Source organism: Gemmata algarum, from assembly GCF_034097035.1.
GTDB classification, from domain to species: Bacteria; Planctomycetota; Planctomycetia; order Gemmatales; family Gemmataceae; genus Gemmata; species Gemmata algarum.
Genome location: NZ_JAXBLV010000077.1, coordinates 92550 through 109452, shown reverse-complemented (window position 1 = coordinate 109452; position 16903 = coordinate 92550). Strand labels below are relative to the sequence as shown.

At 69.1% G+C, this 16903-nt stretch carries 16 protein-coding genes; 4 read left to right on the top strand and 12 right to left on the bottom strand.

Translation table 11 applies throughout. The features are described 5' to 3' along the window. Positions 1-663: 663 nt before the first annotated feature. Complete coding sequence (locus tag R5W23_RS08085; RefSeq protein WP_320685891.1) at positions 664-2373, bottom strand: amidase; 1710 nt, start codon at positions 2371-2373, stop codon at positions 664-666. Positions 2374-2586: 213 nt separating this feature from the next. On the opposite strand from R5W23_RS08085, the gene R5W23_RS08080 reads away from it, so the two are divergent. Further along, on the top strand, positions 2587-3558 hold the full coding sequence (locus tag R5W23_RS08080; RefSeq protein WP_320685890.1) for a hypothetical protein: 972 nt from the start codon (positions 2587-2589) through the stop codon (positions 3556-3558). A gap of 3 nt (positions 3559-3561) precedes the next feature. Here the strand turns inward: R5W23_RS08080 and R5W23_RS08075 are convergent, their stop codons facing one another. The 3 genes from R5W23_RS08075 to R5W23_RS08065 all read right to left on the bottom strand — a co-directional run bounded on the left by R5W23_RS08075 (position 3562) and on the right by R5W23_RS08065 (position 6064). Further along, on the bottom strand, positions 3562-4533 hold the full coding sequence (locus tag R5W23_RS08075; protein WP_320685889.1) for a DUF1559 domain-containing protein: 972 nt from the start codon (positions 4531-4533) through the stop codon (positions 3562-3564). Between the two features lie 92 nt (positions 4534-4625). Continuing rightward, the gene (locus R5W23_RS08070) at positions 4626-5648 is read right to left on the bottom strand and encodes an NAD-dependent epimerase/dehydratase family protein (RefSeq protein WP_261187568.1); all 1023 of its coding nucleotides are present in this window, start codon (positions 5646-5648) and stop codon (positions 4626-4628) included. 65 nt (positions 5649-5713) lie between these two features. Then, positions 5714-6064, bottom strand: coding sequence for a c-type cytochrome (locus tag R5W23_RS08065; RefSeq protein ID WP_261187569.1), 351 nt, complete (start codon positions 6062-6064; stop codon positions 5714-5716). A 546-nt stretch (positions 6065-6610) separates the two neighbouring features. Between R5W23_RS08065 and R5W23_RS08060 the strand changes: the two genes are divergently transcribed. After that, entirely contained in the window at positions 6611-6964 is a 354-nt protein-coding gene (locus R5W23_RS08060) for a hypothetical protein (protein WP_261187570.1), read from the top strand. A 25-nt stretch (positions 6965-6989) separates the two neighbouring features. On the opposite strand, the gene R5W23_RS08055 is transcribed toward R5W23_RS08060, so the two are convergent. The 3 genes from R5W23_RS08055 to R5W23_RS08045 all read right to left on the bottom strand — a co-directional run bounded on the left by R5W23_RS08055 (position 6990) and on the right by R5W23_RS08045 (position 9821). Continuing rightward, positions 6990-7268, bottom strand: coding sequence for a hypothetical protein (locus R5W23_RS08055; protein WP_320685888.1), 279 nt, complete (start codon positions 7266-7268; stop codon positions 6990-6992). Continuing rightward, positions 7265-7534 carry a hypothetical protein gene (locus tag R5W23_RS08050; RefSeq protein ID WP_320685887.1) on the bottom strand — a complete coding sequence of 90 codons (270 nt, stop codon included), beginning with the start codon at positions 7532-7534 and terminating at the stop codon, positions 7265-7267. Before R5W23_RS08050 ends, R5W23_RS08055 begins: the two co-directional genes overlap by 4 nt. A 103-nt stretch (positions 7535-7637) precedes the next feature. Continuing rightward, positions 7638-9821: a glutamine synthetase III family protein gene (locus R5W23_RS08045; protein ID WP_261187573.1), complete on the bottom strand. Its 2184-nt coding sequence runs from the start codon at positions 9819-9821 to the stop codon at positions 7638-7640. A gap of 206 nt (positions 9822-10027) precedes the next feature. Here R5W23_RS08045 and R5W23_RS08040 point away from each other — a divergent pair, with 206 nt between their 5' ends. Further along, entirely contained in the window at positions 10028-11002 is a 975-nt protein-coding gene (locus R5W23_RS08040; RefSeq protein ID WP_320685886.1) for a ParA family protein, read from the top strand. A 92-nt stretch (positions 11003-11094) separates the two neighbouring features. On the opposite strand, the gene R5W23_RS08035 is transcribed toward R5W23_RS08040, so the two are convergent. Next, positions 11095-11400, bottom strand: coding sequence for a hypothetical protein (locus R5W23_RS08035; RefSeq protein WP_261187152.1), 306 nt, complete (start codon positions 11398-11400; stop codon positions 11095-11097). Positions 11401-11460: 60 nt separating this feature from the next. Next, complete coding sequence (gene ilvN, locus R5W23_RS08030; RefSeq protein WP_261187151.1) at positions 11461-11967, bottom strand: acetolactate synthase small subunit; 507 nt, start codon at positions 11965-11967, stop codon at positions 11461-11463. 502 nt (positions 11968-12469) lie between these two features. Between ilvN and R5W23_RS08025 the strand changes: the two genes are divergently transcribed. Further along, the gene (locus tag R5W23_RS08025; protein ID WP_320685885.1) at positions 12470-14704 is read left to right on the top strand and encodes a methyl-accepting chemotaxis protein; all 2235 of its coding nucleotides are present in this window, start codon (positions 12470-12472) and stop codon (positions 14702-14704) included. 38 nt (positions 14705-14742) lie between these two features. Here the strand turns inward: R5W23_RS08025 and R5W23_RS08020 are convergent, their stop codons facing one another. The 3 genes from R5W23_RS08020 to R5W23_RS08010 form a co-directional block, all read right to left on the bottom strand. Further along, complete coding sequence (locus R5W23_RS08020) at positions 14743-15072, bottom strand: phage regulatory CII family protein (RefSeq protein WP_320685884.1); 330 nt, start codon at positions 15070-15072, stop codon at positions 14743-14745. Positions 15073-15183: 111 nt separating this feature from the next. Next, positions 15184-16299, bottom strand: a complete 1116-nt coding sequence (locus R5W23_RS08015; protein ID WP_320685883.1) for a hypothetical protein — start codon at positions 16297-16299, stop codon at positions 15184-15186. After that, entirely contained in the window at positions 16296-16646 is a 351-nt protein-coding gene (locus R5W23_RS08010) for a PadR family transcriptional regulator (RefSeq protein ID WP_261187148.1), read from the bottom strand. The genes R5W23_RS08015 and R5W23_RS08010 overlap by 4 nt, the downstream gene beginning before the upstream one ends. Between the last annotated feature and the right edge of the window lie 257 nt (positions 16647-16903).

The window sequence follows — 16903 nt, the reverse complement described above, 5'->3', positions numbered from 1 at the left end:
TCACGTTCGGTTAATCTGCGGGGGTGTACCGTCGCGCGGCGCACCGGTCAAGCCGAGTTTCGACCCTTCGACCCCCGTGTCGTGCTCGCCGCTGCCCAACCGCGCGGCTCACCTGCCGCCGCGCTGACATCGAACCTGACGACCGGTCAGCCGTCGTCAGGTCCGCAAGTCATAACGTCACAAGGCTTTTTCCCTAATAAATTTGCGACGTTACGACTTTCGACGAGCGGCCTTGGGACCGGAAGCCCTTAGCGTCTGACGAGTTGGTCGGCCATGTCGATGGTGACACGGTAACGGACGTGGCCGTGGGCACCGGTGAGGGCGCCACGGCGTGGGTTAAGTGACAAAGTGGATATTGTGAATTTCGTTAGTAATGAATCGAGGTTGACTCTCCCCGCTCACGACGCATAATATGCTCATCGCGACAGGTCGTCTTCAAATGGCGAGTTCCCCTGTCAGCACAGTGGTGTAATCACCGACCGGCGAATCGCGCTGAGGGGAGAGGCGGCGCGAGCGAAACCGGGCGGACAGACACACCGCTGATCCCATCCGGGTGGGTTGCCAGTTCGGGAGGCTGGTAACTCATCCGGATGTGCGTTTTTGTAGCCCGACTCCAACCGTTCTGGTTCCCACTTCACGGCGGGGGAGCCGCGTAACGCGCCTTCAGCGAAGCGGGTGGACGGTTCCGGCGCTCTCGTCTTTCGTGTCACCCTTCTTCTCCGGCACCCACGCGTCTTGCGGCGGGCGCTTGCGGTGGCCGGTGGCGTCCTGGTACGCTTTCGCCACCGTTAGCAGCGCCCCCTCCCCGAACAGCTTGCCGGTGAACGTGAGCGCCGTCGGCGTGCCCGCCTTCGTGAACCCGTTCGGCAAACAGACGGTCGGGTGGCCGGTCAGGTTCGTGAGCGCGAGGTCGTTACCGTTGGCGTACAGGTCCACCTTCTCGAACACCTGCGTCATCTCGCGCATCAAACGGGTGCGGGCGCGCTGGGCGCGCAGGTAGTCCACCGCCGACACGAACCGGCCGCGGCGGAACGTGTTGGGCCACAGCCCGATGTTCTCCTTCACCCCCTCGCGGGTGATGTCGTCGAACGCCGCCGCCGACTCCACGTCCAGAATCATGCTCATGAGCGCGCCGGCCGGCCCGGCCGGGAGCGTGATCGGCACGAGCTTCACGCCAAGGCCGGCGAGCACCTTCCGGTCGTCGTCCGACAGCCCGCCGGACCGCCCCTCGACGAACCCGACCCGCAGCTCCTTCAGGTCCGTCTTCGCGGGCCAGTCGAACGGGCGGTCCTGGGCGGTCGGGTCCTTGCCGTCGAAGCCGTGAATCGCACCGAGCACCAGGGCGCAGTCTTCCGCGCTGCGGCACATCGGGCCGACCTTGTCGAGCGACCAGCACAGCGCCATGCACCCGTGCCGGCTGACGCGCCCGAACGTCGGCCGCAGCCCCGTCACCCCGCACCGCGTGGACGGCGACACGATGCTGCCGTGGGTCTCACTCCCGAGGCCGAACCCGACCAGCCCGGCCGCGACCGCCGACGCCGTGCCCGCCGACGACCCGCTGCTCCCCTGTTTGATGTTCCACGGGTTCCGCGTGGTGCCGCCGAACCACACGTCGCCCCACGCCAGCGCGCCGAGGGTGGTTTTGCACGCGAGCACCGCGCCGGCCGCGTCCAGCCGGGCCGCGACGGTCGCCCGCTCCTCGAACGTCTGCTCCTTGAAGTGCCCGGCGCCCCACGTCGTCGGGTGGCCCGGGTACGCGATCAGGTCTTTCGCGGCCCACGGGATGCCGTGCAGCGGGCCGCGGTACTTGCCGGCGGCGATCTCCTTATCGGCCTCGGCCGCCTGCTTGAGCGCCACCTCCTCGGTCAGAGAAACCACGCACAGCAGGGCCGGGTCGTACTTCTTGAGCCGGGCGAGGTAGAGCTTGGTGAGTTCGGTTGATGAGACGAGCTTGTGTCGCACCTGCTCGGCGAGGTCGGCTAGCGGGGCGAACGCGAGGTCGTCGCCGTCGAGCTTATTCACGCCCTCCGGTTTACGGTTCAGTTCCACCGTCCCGCGCCCGCCCTTCGACGGCGGCTCTCCTGGCACCGCAGTGAAGTGAACCGCCGGCCCGACGGCGTTGCTGATCGGGAGATTGTTGAGCGCGGCGACGGTCCGGAGCGTGTTCGTGAGCGCCGCCGCGACGGCCTTTCGCTCCGGCTCGGTGAGTGTGATCCCGGCGACCCACTCGGCGGACTGCACCATTTCCGGCGTCACCGCCTCGACCTTCGGCTGCGCCGCCGCGGCGACCGCCGCGCGCTGGAAGGCGGCCCCCCCGACCCCGACGGCCGCCACCGCGGCGAGCAGCTCCCGGCGCGAAACTTCAGCAGACATGTCAACGTCCTGTGAACCGGTTTCGGAAGTGTGAGTTCGGCACGCGGGGCAATTCTACCGGGCCGGGCGGCCCGGTTCAGGCCCGGCGAAAATCCGCCCCCGGATCGACGATCATTAACGGGGAGTGTGCCCGCCCCGTTCGCGAGCCCGACTACCGTGCGAAGCGTGAGCGAATTGACCGAACGATCACGGGCCGGGGGCCGGCTGGCCGCAATGACCAACTCATCCGAAGAGAGCTGGACCACCGCGACCAACCCGCGGCACCTGCTGCGCCTCTCGCGGGTGCAGCCGAACGGGGGGCGCAAGTACCTGCTCCTGACGTGCGCGGCGGTGCGGCACATGGTGCCGGGGCCGCGCACCGACCTCGGCGAGCGCGTCCTCGCGGCGCTCGAGCAGTTCGCCTTCCGCCCGTCTGCGGACAGCGAGACGACGCACCTGTGGCGCGAGGTGGTCCGGGCGCACGCCCCCGAGATCCCCGATCCGCTCCCGTTCGACTGGAGCTTCGGCGTGGACAGCGCGTGGGCGCGGCTGTTCGCGCACCGGCTCGGCGTGATGGCCCAGGTCCACACGGAAGAGGTGAAGCGGGTCTTCGACCTGGGGGCGGCGTCGGTGCGGTCCGCCGCGCGCCAGGAGGCGTACCAGGAGGCGCAGGCGCTGGCCGCGCGGATCGCGCTGGGCTCGCCGGCGGCGCCCGTGGGGTGGTTCGCGCAGATGCTGCGCCAGGTGAACCTGCCGGACGCCAAGAGCCGGCTCGACGGGGGGCGGTTCCGCGAGGAGATCATCGCCCGGCTGCCCGAGGCGAAGCGGGCGCGCGTGGAAACGGAGTGGCCGAGCGGGGCGGGCGGGTTCTCGCCCTGGCAGCGGGGGCTGACGTACCTGACGGCGGACCGCGAGGACCTGCGGTCCGCGGAGTCGAACCTGCGCGCGTGCGGGCTGGTCCGCGAGGTGTTCGGCAACCCGTTCCGCCCGCCCGGCGTCGACCCGGCGTGGCTCGATTGGAACCACGGCGCCGTGCCGTCGATCGCCACCCAGGTCGCCGCGACCGGGGACTTTTCGGCCCTGCCGATCCTGGCCGACGCGCTCGAGGAGGCGGGGTGCCAGGACGAGCACCTGCTCACGCACTGCCGCGAGCCGCACCTCCACATTCCGGGGTGCTGGGCGCTCGACGCCGTGCTCGGGCGGTGAGGCTCAAAACTCCCCGGCGATTACCTCGCCGGCGGCGCGGGTGCTGAGCGCCGCGAACGTCGCCAGCGGCACCGAGTCGCGGACGAACTGCACGTGCCCGTCCGCGAACACCACGTTCGCCCCGCCCGGGTGGAACGCGAACGGCTCGTTGTCGTTCTTGCGGTTCATCGCTTCCGTACACCCGCCCGCCGGCCCGCACCCCTCGGCCGAGCCGTCGGCCGCCGCGCCGTCGAAGCTGAACGGCCCCTCGCTGTCCGCCCACCCGATCCCCTGGTCGTTGCTCAGGTCCGCCCGGGCGGTGCGGTTGCGGTACACCCGCGGGCGCCCCGCGGCCTCGACCAGCATGATTGTCGTCGAGGTGCCGTCGGTCACGTCGGTGACCCGCACCCGCGAGTTCCGGTGCAGCACCGCGAACCGGTTGTTGGCGTCGTAGAGCGCGGCCGGCAGGTGCGGGTTGACCGCCGACGGCTGCACCCCCATCAGCGCCTCGTAGTCGGTCGGGGCCAGCGGGTTGGCGAACGTCACGGCCGGGCGCGGGGCCTTCGCCACCGCGCTGAGCACCTCCGCGCGGCCGGGCACCGACGGGCACTGGAACACCTTCACCGGCACCGCGGCGGCGGTCGGGTTCGTGCCCTCCCACCAGTTCGAGCCGAAGTCGTACAGCTTTTGCAGGTTCCCCTGTTCGATGTACGGGAGCGTGAGCGGGCGCCAGCCGACGTACTTGCCGCTCGGGTTCCCGGGGCCGCCGGTCGTCCACCCGGACGCGGGGAAGGCGTCGTTCGCGTCGTGGAAGTTGTGCAGCGCCAGCCCGAGCTGCTTGAGGTTGTTCTGGCAGCTCATGCGGGCCGCCGCCTCGCGGACCTTCTGCACGGCCGGCAGCAGGAGCCCGATCAGGATCGCGATGATGGCGATCACCACCAGCAGCTCGATCAGTGTGAAAGCGGAGCGGGCCGACAACGGTGGGGTGCTTTTCATCCCGCCATTGTCAGCCCGTTGGCACTTCGTCGGCCAGCGAAAAGGCGGGTCGTTTCGCCTGCCCGCGGTTGATTCGGTCCGGATGTGCGGCCTCAGGCGTACCGCTTCTTGATGCTCGGGATCAGGTACTCGCCGAACGCGGGGGCGAACCCGTACACCGGGCGGTGGCCCCAGTCGTTCCGGGCGGCGGAGTCGTCGACGTCCGCGGGCCACGAGTCCACGATCCCCTGGCGCTTCTCGTCCACCTGCGTGGCGATCTGCGCCCGCGGGAACGCGGCCCGCACCACCTGCTCGATCTCGGCGGCGCTGGGGGCGAACGCGCCGATGTTGTACACGGTGCGGGTCAGGCGCGCCCGCGGGGCCTCCATCAGCCGGAAGATCGCGTCCACGGCGTCGGGCATCGCCATGAACGGGATGCGGGTGTCCGGCCGCACGAAGCACGCGTACGGCTGCCCGGCGGCGGCGGCGTGGATCATCTCGGGGGCGTAGTCGCTGGTGCCGCCGCTGGGGACCGTTTCCGCCGAGATCAGCCCCGGGAACCGGATGCACCGGAAGTCCACCTTGCCGCTCATGACCTCGGCGGCGAGCTGCTTATAGTGCCGCGCGTAGTACCGGCCCAGGTGCTCGCAGTACAGCTTGTTGGCGCCGTACATGGTCGTGGGCACGTTGTAATCGTCTTCCTTCAGCCGGCCGGCGCGGGCCTTCGCGCCGAGGTCCGGGAGCCCGAACGCCGCGATGCTCGACGGGTAGAAGAACGCGACCGGGCGGCCGTGGCTCTCGCCCTGCTTCTGGGCGAACTCCAGGAGGTTGAGCGTCCCCTCCACGTTCACCTTGTGCGCCAGGGCGGGGCTGAACTCGCTCCGCGTGGAGAGCAGCGCCGCGAGGTGGTACACGTGGTCCACCTCGTACTGCGCCAGCAGCCCGTCGAGCAGCGCGGGGTCGAGGATCGACCCGGACACCGCCTGCCGGACCAGCTTCGCCGACTCGGGCGGGAGCGGGTTCAGGTCCAGGGTGACGATGGGCCGCTCGGGGTCGGTGCGGGACAGGCGCGAGATCAGCGCGTGCCCGATCTCGCCCGACGCGCCGGTGATGAGGACAGAAGGTTTGCGTGACATGAAGCGTGTTATACGCCCCCGCCGACCGGCGACAGCGGGCCGCGCCCGGGTGTGCGCGTTTCGGGCTACTTCTGGGCGGCGAGGTGTTCGGCCAGGGCCTGAATCTGCGCCTCGGTGAGCGTCCCCTCGAACGCGGGCATGAGCCGCGCGTCGGGCCGCACGCTCTTGGGGTTGCGGATGTAGTCGGCGAGCCACTTCGCGTCGTGCTCCCGGCCGGTCTTCGAGATGTCGGGGCCGCGCGAGCCGCCGATCCCCGGGCCGCCCGGCTGCCCGGCGCGGGCGTGGCACTTCGCGCAGTGCTGGTCGTACAGCGCCTGCGGAGAGGTCTCGTTGGGATCGGCCTTCGGCCCGCCGCAGCCGAGCAGGGCGTGGGCCGAAGCGAACACCAGGTACGCGACCACACACCGACGGAACATGCGCGAGCCCCTCCCGAACAAGAATCCGACGGTGCTAGTGTAGCGAAGCGAGGCCGCCGGCGCCGGTGGCCAACCCTTGAGGGCCAAGATCTTTAGGTGCCCGAATCGGCGCTGGATGAAACGCGGGCCGCGGACCGGGACCGCGGAAAACAGTGCGGCGCCGACCGCGGGGCGCGTCCCCGGTGGTGAACGCGGGTCCCGGCGCGTCGGGGCGTTCCGCTGCGATGAGGGTGTCGGGCGCCCGGTACGACACTCCCGGGAACGCGGGCGGCCGCGCGGCCCACTCGTCGGCATGTGCGTCCCGCAACTCGTTGTCGCGCATGAGAAGCGGGGCGTAGCCAGCCGGCGTACACGAGCTCGGCGAACGTGTCGTCCGGGTCCGCGGCCGTCGCGCGCAGCCGCGCGGCTTCTTCGCGGCCCACGGGCGCTTCTCGGTGACGGTCCCGGCCCGTCGATCGTAGCCGCTCCCCCGCGCAATTGACAAATTTTGCAGCGTTGTTATCGTCCACACGGGAGACGATCGGAACAACCGCCGTCGAGGCGCAAATGAGCACGATCACGATCGCCGGGCTGTGCGTTCTGTTCGGCGTGACGGGGCCACAGCCCAAACCCGATTACGTTCCGGTCCCACCGGGTCTCGTTGACCGGGAGGACGTTGCCCGCCGGATGGACACGTACCAGCGCCTGTTGCACCACTACCGCACGCAGCGAGAGCGCTACGAGCAACGGAACGACGGTGCCGATCACACCGAGCAGATCCAGAGGTTGAAGCGCGAAGAGTTAAGGGTTCAGGGGATGATCGCGAGCGCCGAAGAATCGCTGAAGCCGAAGCCCTGGATGCCCGTGATGCCGCCGGCACGACTGCCGGGCGCGCGACACCGGCCGAAAGTGTGGGACTGAGCGCGCTGAAGCCGAATCGCCCCGATTACAGCCGCTGCCGTGAGTCATACACGGCGTCGTAGATCAGCACCGTGCCGCGGTCCTCGAACACCTCAAACACGACGGGGAGCGGACGGACTATCAGCGCCCGTTCGGCGCCCCCGCGCGATTCGCCTTCGGTCGCTGGTTCGCCGCTCCGCCTTAACTCGATGTTGGCGACCGCCTGCGACAGCGCGCCCGCGTCCCCGCCCGTTTCGTAAGCGACGTGCGCCACGGTGTAAATGTTGTCCCTAACGGTCCGCCGCCAGACGACGCGGTAGCTCATCGGCGCGATTCCCATTCGCGCTTGATCGCATCCAGTCCGGCAAGCAGTTCGGCCGAAGTCACGCCACCGTGCGCGAGCATCTCCCGTCGCGCCGCGGCCAGTTCTTCTGACGATAACGGGGGCAACAGCCGGGCCATGATCCGTTCAAGAACCTCGTCCGGAACGTAACGTCCGACGACGTTGCCGGCTTCGTCTGCGACTTCAACGACCGCGGTCGCGCCGTTGAGTTTGGCGCGAAGTTCGGCGTCCAGAACGATACGACGCATAACCGCACCTCCGCAGGATGTGAACACGATACCACCGCGCCACGAAACGAAGTGGCCCGCGGGGTTTTCACCCCGCGGGCCACTTCGTTTCACTCACTCTTGCTTACTTGATGAACAGCATCTCGCGGTAGGTCGGGAGCGGCCACAGGTCGTCGGCGACCATCGTTTCGAGCTTGTCGCCCAGCTCGCGCAGCGCCACCATCTTCGGCAGCACGGCGTCGCGGGCCGTCTTGGCGTCGGCGTACGGGTCGCCCGAGTGCGGGTGATCCAGCGCGTGCTCCAGGTCGCGGATCGCGGCCTGGAACTGGCCCGTCGTGGTCACCAGCTCCTTCAGGTGGTCGAACTGGGCGCCCGCGTCCACCCCGGCGGCCTTGGTCGCGTTCACCGCGGCGGCCACTTCCGCCTGGTACCGCAGCGCCGCCGGCAGGATCATCGTCTTGGCCATGTTCACCATCGTTTTGGCCTCGATGGAGACTTCCTTGACGTACTTCTCGCTGAAGATGTTGTACCGGCTGGTCAGCTCGCGCTCGGTGAACACCTTGTACTTGGTGAACAGCTCCACCGAGTCCTTGCGGACGATCACCGGGAGCGAGTCCACGGTGTTCTTCAGGTTCGGCAGGCCGCGGCGCTCCGCCTCCTTGTGCCACTCCTCAGAGTACCCGTCGCCGTTGAAGATGACCTTCTTCGATTCCTTCAGGATACCCGGCAGCAGGTTCTGGATCGCGGTGTTCAGCGGGGTGCCGCCCTTCACGGCCGCCTCGAGCTGGGTGGCCACGAAGTCGAGCGACTCGGCCACGATGGTGTTGAGCGCCGTGTTCGGGCCGCCGATGCTGAAGCTCGACCCGACGGCGCGGAACTCGAACTTGTTGCCGGTGAAGGCGAACGGGCTGGTGCGGTTGCGGTCCCCGGCGTCGCGCGGCAGGTTCGGCAGCACGCTGGCGCCCACCTCCATGAACCCGCCCGGCAGGGTCTTCTCGGGCTTGCCCTTCTCGAGCTGGTCCATGATGTCCTGGAGCTGGTCGCCCAGGAAGATCGAGATGATGGCCGGCGGGGCCTCGTTGGCGCCGAGCCGGTGGTCGTTGCCCGCGCTGGCGACCGTGACGCGGAGCAGCTCGGGGTACTTGGCCACGGCGCGGATCACGGCGACGCAGAACACCAGGAACTGCGCGTTGTCGTGCGGGGTCTGGCCCGGCTCGAGCAGGTTCTCGCCCAGGTCGGTGGACATGGACCAGTTGTTGTGCTTGCCCGACCCGTTGATGCCGGCGAACGGCTTCTCGTGCAGCAGGCACACGAGGCCGTACTTCTCGGCGGTGCGCCGCATCACGTCCATCGTGAGCTGGTTGTGGTCGGTCGCGAGGTTCGAGTCCTCGAAGATCGGGGCGATCTCGTACTGGCTCGGGGCCACCTCGTTGTGCCGGGTCTTCACCGGGATGCCGAGCTTGAACATCTCGGCCTCGCACTCGGCCATGCACGCGATGACCCGCTCCGGGATGGTGCCGAAGTACTGGTCCTCGAGCTCCTGGCCCTTCGGCGGCTTGGCGCCGAACAGGGTGCGGCCGCAGTTCAGCAGGTCCGGGCGGGCGTACAGGAAGTTCTTGTCGATGAGGAAGTATTCCTGCTCCGGGCCGACGGTGGTGAACACCCGCTTGGCTTCGGTGTTCCCGAACAGCCGCACGATGCGGAGCGCCTGGTGGCTCAGGGCCTCCATGCTGCGGAGCAGCGGGGTCTTCTTGTCGAGCGCCTCACCGGTCCACGACACGAACACGGTCGGGATGACGAGGGTGGCGCCGTTGGGGGTCTCGCGGATGTACGCCGGCGAGGTCGGGTCCCACCCGGTGTACCCGCGGGCCTCGAACGTGGCGCGGATGCCGCCGCTCGGGAAGCTGCTCGCGTCCGGCTCGCCCTTCACCAGCTCTTTGCCGCTGAACTCGGACACCGCGCTGCCGGTGCCGGTGGGGGCCAGGAAGCTGTCGTGCTTCTCGGCGGTCAGCCCGGTCATGGGCTGGAACAGGTGGGTGAAGTGCGTGGCCCCGTGCTCGATGGCCCAGTCCTTCATGGCGCTGGCGACGGCGTCGGCGACGGCCGGGTCGGTGAGCTGCGCGCCCTGCTTGATGGTCTTCTGGAGGGCCTTGAACACCGGCTTCGGGAGCCGCTGCTTCTGCACCTCTTCGCTGAACACCAGCGTGCCGAACAGTTCCTTCAGGTGCGCGGTGCGGAAGTCGATCTGGTTCAGGTCGTACTCGGTCGTCGCGATGGCTTGAATCGCGGCCTGACGGGGGTTCGACATCGGGAGGAGGCTCCTGTTCCGCGCCGCGCCGCGGCGCACGTCGGTGAAGGTGGTGGGCCGCACGCCGCGGGCGGCCCGTGTGCCGATTACGGGCCGCGCGGTTGGGCTGGTCGGGGAGAGGTTACTCAGGTTATAAGCGTGATAAGAGTTGCGGCAAGAAGCACGTTCCGCGCCGGCGGGCGAATGCCGCGTCAGGAGGACACACCATGCGGACCATCGCGGTCATCAATCAAAAGGGCGGGGTCGGGAAGACGACCACCACCGCGAACCTCGCGGCGGCGCTGGCGCTGGCGGGCAAGCGGGTGTGCGTGATCGACCTGGACCCGCAGGCGCACGCCAGCACCCACCTCGGGGCCGAGCCGGACGGCACGCTGCCGTCCCTGTACGACGTGCTGGTGTCCAACAAGCCGGTCGCCGAGGTGCGCCGCACGGTGGGCGACAACCTGAGCCTGATCCCGTCGGACATCAACTTGGCGGCGGCCGAGGTGGAACTCGCGGGCATCGTGGGCCGCGAGGTGATCCTCCGCGAGGCGCTGGCGGCGGACGCGACCGCGTTCGACTACGTGCTGATGGACTGCGGCCCGTCGCTGGGGGTGCTGACGCTCAACGCGCTGGCCGCCGCGGACGAGGTGTTCATCCCGCTCCAGCCGCACTTCCTCGCGCTGCACGGGCTCAGCAAGCTGCTCGAAACGACGGCGCTCGTGGCCCGGCGCATCAACCCCAAGCTCACGGTCACCGGGGTTGTGGTGTGCCTCTACGACGCCGCCACGAAGCTCGCCCAGGAGGTGGTCACGGACCTGACCACGTTCCTCGCGCAGAGCCGCGGGGCGAACGTGCCGTGGGCCAACGCCAAGGTGTTCGGCACCCGCATCCGGCGCAACATCAAGTTGGCGGAGTGCCCGAGCTTCGGCAAGAGCGTGTTCGCCTACGCGCCGAAGAGCAGCGGCGCGGCCGACTACGCCGCCCTCGCGAACGAGGTGATGGGCGTGGCCGCCCCGGTGGTCGTGGGGCCGCTGAAGCTGACGGTCGAGGTGCCGGCGGTTGCGGTTGCGGCTCCCGCGCCCGTGGCGCCGGTGGTGACCGAGGTGGCGGCAATCGAACTCCCGGTCATCGAAACCCCGGTCCTTGAGGCGCCGGCCCGCCAAACGACCGTCGAGGTGCCGGAACCCACCGCGGCGTGACCGCGGCGCGGGTTCCGCGCGTGAACGCAACGAGGGCCGGGCGGGACAGACACGTCTGTCCCGCCCGGCCCTCGTTGCGTTCACCCCGCCCGTCAGGCGCGCTCGATCTTGGTGTTCTCGTCGATGCTGATGGACGCGAGCTCGCCGTTCGGCTTGGTGAACCGCACCACCGGCACCACGAGGTCGTCGTCCTTCACGCGCTCGGTGGTGACGCCGGTTTGCAGGTACGCCAGCCCGCGGAACGCGCCGCCGGACTCCGCGGGCCACGTCTTCGCGCCGACGCGGACGGTCTGCGTCACCTTGATCGTGTCGCCCGGCTTCAGCGCGCGGAGCAGCTCGACCACGGCCGGGGCGAGCCGGCGGGTCGGGAGGACGATCTTCTCGGGGGCGGTGCTCATGTCGTGCGGGTCCCAAGTCAGAAAGTCACAGGTCGTAAGCGACGCGGGCGCGGGCCGGGCTCAGGTCCCTTCCGCCGCGACGGGCGGCTTCGCCTCGCCCCGGACCAGGGCGATCCGCCCGGTGCGGGCCAGCTCGAGGATGCCGTAGGGGCGCATCAGCTCGATGAACGCCTCGACCTTCCCCTCGGTGCCGCTGATCTCGATCAGCACGTTGTTGTGCTGGATGTCCACCACCCGGCCGCGGAAGCTCTCGGCGAGCTGGAACACCTCGGGGCGCTGCGGGGACGCGCACGTCACCTTGATCAGCATCAGGTCGCGCTCGACGAAGTTCTCCGAGCTGATGTCGTCGACGCGGACGACGGTGACGATCTTGTCGAGCTGCTTCCGCACCTGGTCGAGCACCTGGTCGTCGCCGTGAACGACGAACGTCATGCGCGACAGGTTGTGCGTCTCGGTCTCGCCGACGGCGAGGCTGTCGATGTTAAACCCGCGCGAGTGGAGCATCCCGGCGACGGTCGCCAGAACGCCCGGTTGGTTCTGCACCAGAGCGGAAAGCACGTGCCGCATGGATCAAACGCCCCCCGGAGAGAGAAACCGTTGCGGAGGTGATGATACGGAGCGGGCGGGCCGGAACCTACCCCCCACTTCGACGAGCCGCGTCCGGCGGCCCGAACGCGGCCCGCTCTCGTCGCCCGAACGTCGGGCGGCACCGGGCCGGACGCGCCCGCTGGCTGATGAATTAAACATGTGTCTAAATGATGTTTGCGGCCGCACGAAAATTTGCCAGATGTTAATCGATAAGAGTGATGCGGCGGCACTCGAAAAGTCCAACGTGTGGGCTGAAGCGGGACAGAGCGTGTCAGGTATTCTCCGCATTCTGCTCCGTTTTCCGCCTCTCCCCTCCCGCGCTTCTAGTTGTTCGGGTGCTGAGTTTGCTCGCCGGCGATGCGATGAGCCGGCTGGCCGCATCGAAGTTGGGGTGCCGCCGGCGCGGTAGCCCCGCGGCTCCGACGAAACGACTCGTCACGCACCGCATTTGCTCGACGCGAAAGGCCCAGAGGCTCCGCCCATGTCCAACTCTCACCGTGGGATGCTCAACAGCATCAGCATCAGCCACCTGCTCGCCGGCGGGTTCCTGTTGCTCGCTGCCATCTGCCTCGTGGAAGTCGTGTGCGGCCTGACCGTCGCGAGCGACATCAACAAATCGCAGGAGAGTTCCAACAACGACCTGATACCGTCGATCTGCGCGCTGACCGACGCGCGGGGCAAAGGGGTCAACAACATTCAACGGGCCCAGCGGACCCTGATCATGGCGACGCGGAGCAAGAACGAGTCCGTGCAGCGCCAGGCCCGCGAGGACCTGGCGCGCGCGTGGAAGGAACTCCAGACCGCCATGACGTGGTACGAGTTGCTCCCGATGAGTGACCGGGAGCGGCAGCTCTGGGGCGACTTCCGCGCCGGGCTGGAGGAGTTCCGCCAGCACTACACCGCCACCACGGGCGCGCTGGACGCCGGCGACGTGGACCGAGCGGAGGGCCTGTGCCTCGACCCCGCCCCCGGGGTGCGGTTGAACAACTCGCTGAACGAGTTAATTGACGTTCACTACAGCGCCGCCAAGGAGCACACCGTCCGGGCGCGCGAGCAGTACCAGGCGGCCCGGAGCCGGCTTGTCGCCGCCGCCGCCGTCGCGGTCCTCGCGGCGCTCGGGCTGGCGGCCTTTTTCTACTACCAGATCGTTCCCCCGCTGGCCGCCAACGTGCGCGTCTTGCAGGCCGTCGCCGCGGGCGACTACGGCCAGCGGGTCTCAGTTACGACGGCCAACGAGTTCGGCCAGATGGCCGCCGCCCTGAACGTCGCCTGCGACACCCTGCAAGCGAACATGACGCGGATGGCCCAGCTCGGCGCGCTGGTGGAGCAGTCGCCGCTCAACGTGATGTTCGCCGACCGGGACTGCACGATCCGCTACGCGAACCGGGCCACGGTGCAGACGCTCCGGCGGCTGGAGCAGTACCTGCCGGTCAAGGCCGACGGGCTGGTCGGGAAGTCGATCGACATCTTCCACAAGCGCCCGGAGCACCAGCGGCGGCTGCTGGCCGACCCGAGCACGGTCCCGCCGAAGACGCTCATCCAGGTCGGCCCCGAAACGCTCGAACTCTGCGTCAGCCCGGTCTTCGACCAGGAACGAGCGCACCTGGGGACGATGGTCTCCTGGTCGATCGTGACCGAGCGGATCGCGCTGGAAAAGCAGGTGAAAGAGAGCACCGAGCGGGAGCGCGCCGCGGCGGCCGAGTTGGAGCACAAAATGAGTTCGATCATGGCCGTCGTCAGCGCGCTGGCGGACGGCAACTTCACCTCGTCGGTACCGGACCTGGGGACCGACGACGTGGGCCGGATGGCTCAGGAACTGAACAAGGCGATCGTGTCCGTGCGGACCGCCCTGCAGGGGGTGCGGGAGGTGGCCGAGCAACTCGCCGACGCCTCCGGGCAGTTGTCCGCGGCGAGCGAAGAGATCTCCACCGGCGCGCAGCAGCAGGCGGGCAGCCTCGAGGAGACGGCGTCCACCCTGCAAGAGATCACGTCCACCGTGCGCCGGAGCGCGGACAGCGCGCAGCAGGCGCGGCAGTTGGCGAGCGGGTCCAAGGAGGTGGCCGAGAAGGGCGGGAGCGTGGTGAGCTCCGCGGTGGGGGCGATGGGCGAGATCAACGAGTCGAGCAAGAAGATCGCGGAGATCATTACCACCATCGACGAGATCGCGTTCCAGACCAACCTGCTGGCCCTGAACGCGGCGGTGGAGGCGGCCCGGGCCGGCGAGCAGGGCCGCGGGTTCGCCGTGGTCGCCACCGAGGTCCGCAACTTGGCCCAGCGCAGTGCCACCGCGGCCAAGGAGATCAAGAGCCTGATCCAGGACTCGGTCAAGAAGGTGGACACGGGCACCGAACTGGTGAACAAGTCCGGCGACACGCTGGCCGAAATCGTCACCAGCGTCAAGCGAGTCACCGACATCGTGACCGAGATCGCGGCGGCGAGCCGCGAGCAGTCAACGGGCATCGAGCAGGTGAACAAGGCGGTCGCCCAGATGGACACCGTCACCCAGCGCAACGCCTCCCAGACCGAGGAGATGAGCGCCACCGCCCAGACCCTCACCGACCAAGCGGCCCAGCTCCGCGATCTGGTGGGCCGGTTCACGCTCGACGGTGCCGCGCCGGGTGCGGGCCGGTCTTCGGCCCCCGCCGCGCGGTCCCGGACGGCACCGGCGCGCAAGAGCGGGGGCGCGAATGGCCGCGCGGCGGTTCACAGCCGTTAGAGCGGCCCCGGCGGGTGGCCGAGGCCTGGTGCGGGCCGCTACGGTGCGTTCGCGGCCCACGCCACGTAAATCGCTTGCGCGTCGGCCACCACCGCCCGGATCTCGTCCGGCGGGACGTTCGCTTCCTCTAGCACCGTGCGCGCGGCCTGCGAGATTTGCGCCGCCTCTCTCGGCGTAATAACGCCATCAGCGGCGGCGGCCTGTGTGGCGGTCACAAGCGCCTCCACGGACGCCCGGGACGGGGCGGTGGTTCCTTCGGCGAGCGTCCGCACGTCGGCGGCGAGGGCTTGCCACAGCTCGGGCGGGACGCGCGTGGTGAACGTGGACGGGTTGGCGCGGCCTTCGAGGCACTCGAGATTGAGTCGCATGATTTCGGCTCCGGGTCGTTGTCAGGTGAGTGCCAGCGCTGGTACCCACACAACCCGCCCCCGCGCCGCCCGTTACAGCGCGGCCGAATTTCGTTCGCCCTGTGGGGCCGCTCACACCAGCGCCGCGACGAACTCGCGCACCGCGGCGAGCCAGGGGAGCAGGAGCACGAAGCACATGACCGCCAGCCACGTCCCGTGATGCGCCTCGAACCGGTTGCACAGCGGGAAGAACGTCGCCCGCACCGCGTCCGGGAAGCGAGCGCCCACCGCGCCCAGGATCATCCACCACAGCGCGACCGCGCCGAACCCGACGAACGCGGACGCAACGAGCGGCGCCCACCGCGGCCCCACGGGTATCGCGGCGAGCAGCGCGCGGTCCTTCTCCACCTGTGCGGCCATGCGCTCCTTCATCTTCCGGGCGTGCTCCGCCTGTTGGTCCATGAGTTCCTTCTGTGCTTCCGGAGTCAGCACGGGCTGAAGCGCTTGCAGGGTTCTCGGGTTGACTAGCAGTTTCTGCTGCGCGTCCAGCGTCAGCACGGGTTGAAAGGGCGTTGACGCGCCAGGGTGCGATTCGGCGTATTCGAACGACCGGACCCGAGAAGCCGCTTGCGACACTTCCACCTCGGGCGGTATGCACGCCACCAGCGGCCACGTCACCGTCGCGAGCAGCAGCGGCGCGCTCACCAGCACCACCGGCGGGTACAGCAGCCACTTGCGCCCGGCGCCGAGGTCGATGCCGCGCTCGCGGGCGTGTGCGACCCCGGCGCGCGAGAGCACGTAGCTCACGAGCAGCGCCAGCGGGAACACGACCATCGTGACCAGCCCGACCGCGAGCACCCCGAACGACAGGTACGCGAGGCGCCAGTCCTCCGGCCCGTTCCACAGCGTGAGCCGCACCCGCCGGGCGCCCGCGGCGGCGGCCGTTCGCGCCCCCCGGAGGTGCTCGCGGAGCAGGTGCCGGACCCCGCGGAACGCCGCCGGGTCCGGGGCCGCGCCCCATTGCGCCGGCGGGCCGAGCTGTTCGAGGACCGCGCTCAGCGCCGCGAGCGGGACCGGCCTCGGGGCCGCGCTCAGTTCGTTCGCGACGTGCTCGCGGAGGTCGGACTCGATGTCGCCGGCGCTCACGTCCGGCGACCCGGCCAGCGCCGCGCGGACCTGTCCGAGATACTCTTCCAACCGCGCCGCGGCGGGCGGCGACAGCTCCAGATCGGTCGGCGTGAAGGTCATGGCTGTGGCTCCGCTGCGGTCACCGTGTCGATCCCGGTTCGGACCTCGGCCCACGCCGCCAGCATCCGGGTTAGCATCTCCTGGCCGTGGGCGGTGAGCCGGTAGTACTTGCGCGCCGGCCCCTCGGGCGACTCGGCCAGCGTCGCGTCCACCAGCCCTTCCTTCTTGAACCGGCTCAGGATCGGGTAAATGGTCCCCTCGCCGATCACGAGCCCGTCCACCGCGGACAGCCGCTTGACGATGTCGTACCCGTACACCCGGTCGCCTTTGAGGGTGGCCAGAACGCACAGTTCCAGCAGCCCCTTGCGCATTTGCGTGGTCCAGTTGGCCAGAAAGCCCGCGTCCATGCGACCACTATAATGCCACGCAAGGTACCTGTCAATGAGGTGAGCCGGTCCGAGCCAGGAAGGCTCTTTTTCCGCTGTATTATCATACGGATCTAGTAGTTTCAGTTAGTGTGGTGGACCCATCTACATACCTTTGGGTGTGGTCCGCTCACTCCGTGAGCGTTCGCTCCGGGTATCGGATTCGCGTGGCGCATAATAACCGGGTCGGTACGCCTGCGGAGCGAATCGGACGCGCGGGCCGACTGCTCACGGAGTGA

What these genes read in the sequence shown, in the direction of transcription:
- R5W23_RS08085 (WP_320685891.1), bottom strand. Translation starts at nt 2,373, where the DNA reads ATGTCTGCTGAAGTTTCGCGCCGGGAGCTGCTCGCCGCGGTGGCGGCC.
- R5W23_RS08080 (WP_320685890.1), top strand. Translation starts at nt 2,587, where the DNA reads ATGACCAACTCATCCGAAGAGAGCTGGACCACCGCGACCAACCCGCGG.
- R5W23_RS08075 (WP_320685889.1), bottom strand. Translation starts at nt 4,533, where the DNA reads ATGAAAAGCACCCCACCGTTGTCGGCCCGCTCCGCTTTCACACTGATC.
- R5W23_RS08070 (WP_261187568.1), bottom strand. Translation starts at nt 5,648, where the DNA reads ATGTCACGCAAACCTTCTGTCCTCATCACCGGCGCGTCGGGCGAGATC.
- R5W23_RS08065 (WP_261187569.1), bottom strand. Translation starts at nt 6,064, where the DNA reads ATGTTCCGTCGGTGTGTGGTCGCGTACCTGGTGTTCGCTTCGGCCCAC.
- R5W23_RS08060 (WP_261187570.1), top strand. Translation starts at nt 6,611, where the DNA reads ATGAGCACGATCACGATCGCCGGGCTGTGCGTTCTGTTCGGCGTGACG.
- R5W23_RS08055 (WP_320685888.1), bottom strand. Translation starts at nt 7,268, where the DNA reads ATGAGCTACCGCGTCGTCTGGCGGCGGACCGTTAGGGACAACATTTAC.
- R5W23_RS08050 (WP_320685887.1), bottom strand. Translation starts at nt 7,534, where the DNA reads ATGCGTCGTATCGTTCTGGACGCCGAACTTCGCGCCAAACTCAACGGC.
- R5W23_RS08045 (WP_261187573.1), bottom strand. Translation starts at nt 9,821, where the DNA reads ATGTCGAACCCCCGTCAGGCCGCGATTCAAGCCATCGCGACGACCGAG.
- R5W23_RS08040 (WP_320685886.1), top strand. Translation starts at nt 10,028, where the DNA reads ATGCGGACCATCGCGGTCATCAATCAAAAGGGCGGGGTCGGGAAGACG.
- R5W23_RS08035 (WP_261187152.1), bottom strand. Translation starts at nt 11,400, where the DNA reads ATGAGCACCGCCCCCGAGAAGATCGTCCTCCCGACCCGCCGGCTCGCC.
- ilvN (WP_261187151.1), bottom strand. Translation starts at nt 11,967, where the DNA reads ATGCGGCACGTGCTTTCCGCTCTGGTGCAGAACCAACCGGGCGTTCTG.
- R5W23_RS08025 (WP_320685885.1), top strand. Translation starts at nt 12,470, where the DNA reads ATGTCCAACTCTCACCGTGGGATGCTCAACAGCATCAGCATCAGCCAC.
- R5W23_RS08020 (WP_320685884.1), bottom strand. Translation starts at nt 15,072, where the DNA reads ATGCGACTCAATCTCGAGTGCCTCGAAGGCCGCGCCAACCCGTCCACG.
- R5W23_RS08015 (WP_320685883.1), bottom strand. Translation starts at nt 16,299, where the DNA reads ATGACCTTCACGCCGACCGATCTGGAGCTGTCGCCGCCCGCCGCGGCG.
- R5W23_RS08010 (WP_261187148.1), bottom strand. Translation starts at nt 16,646, where the DNA reads ATGGACGCGGGCTTTCTGGCCAACTGGACCACGCAAATGCGCAAGGGG.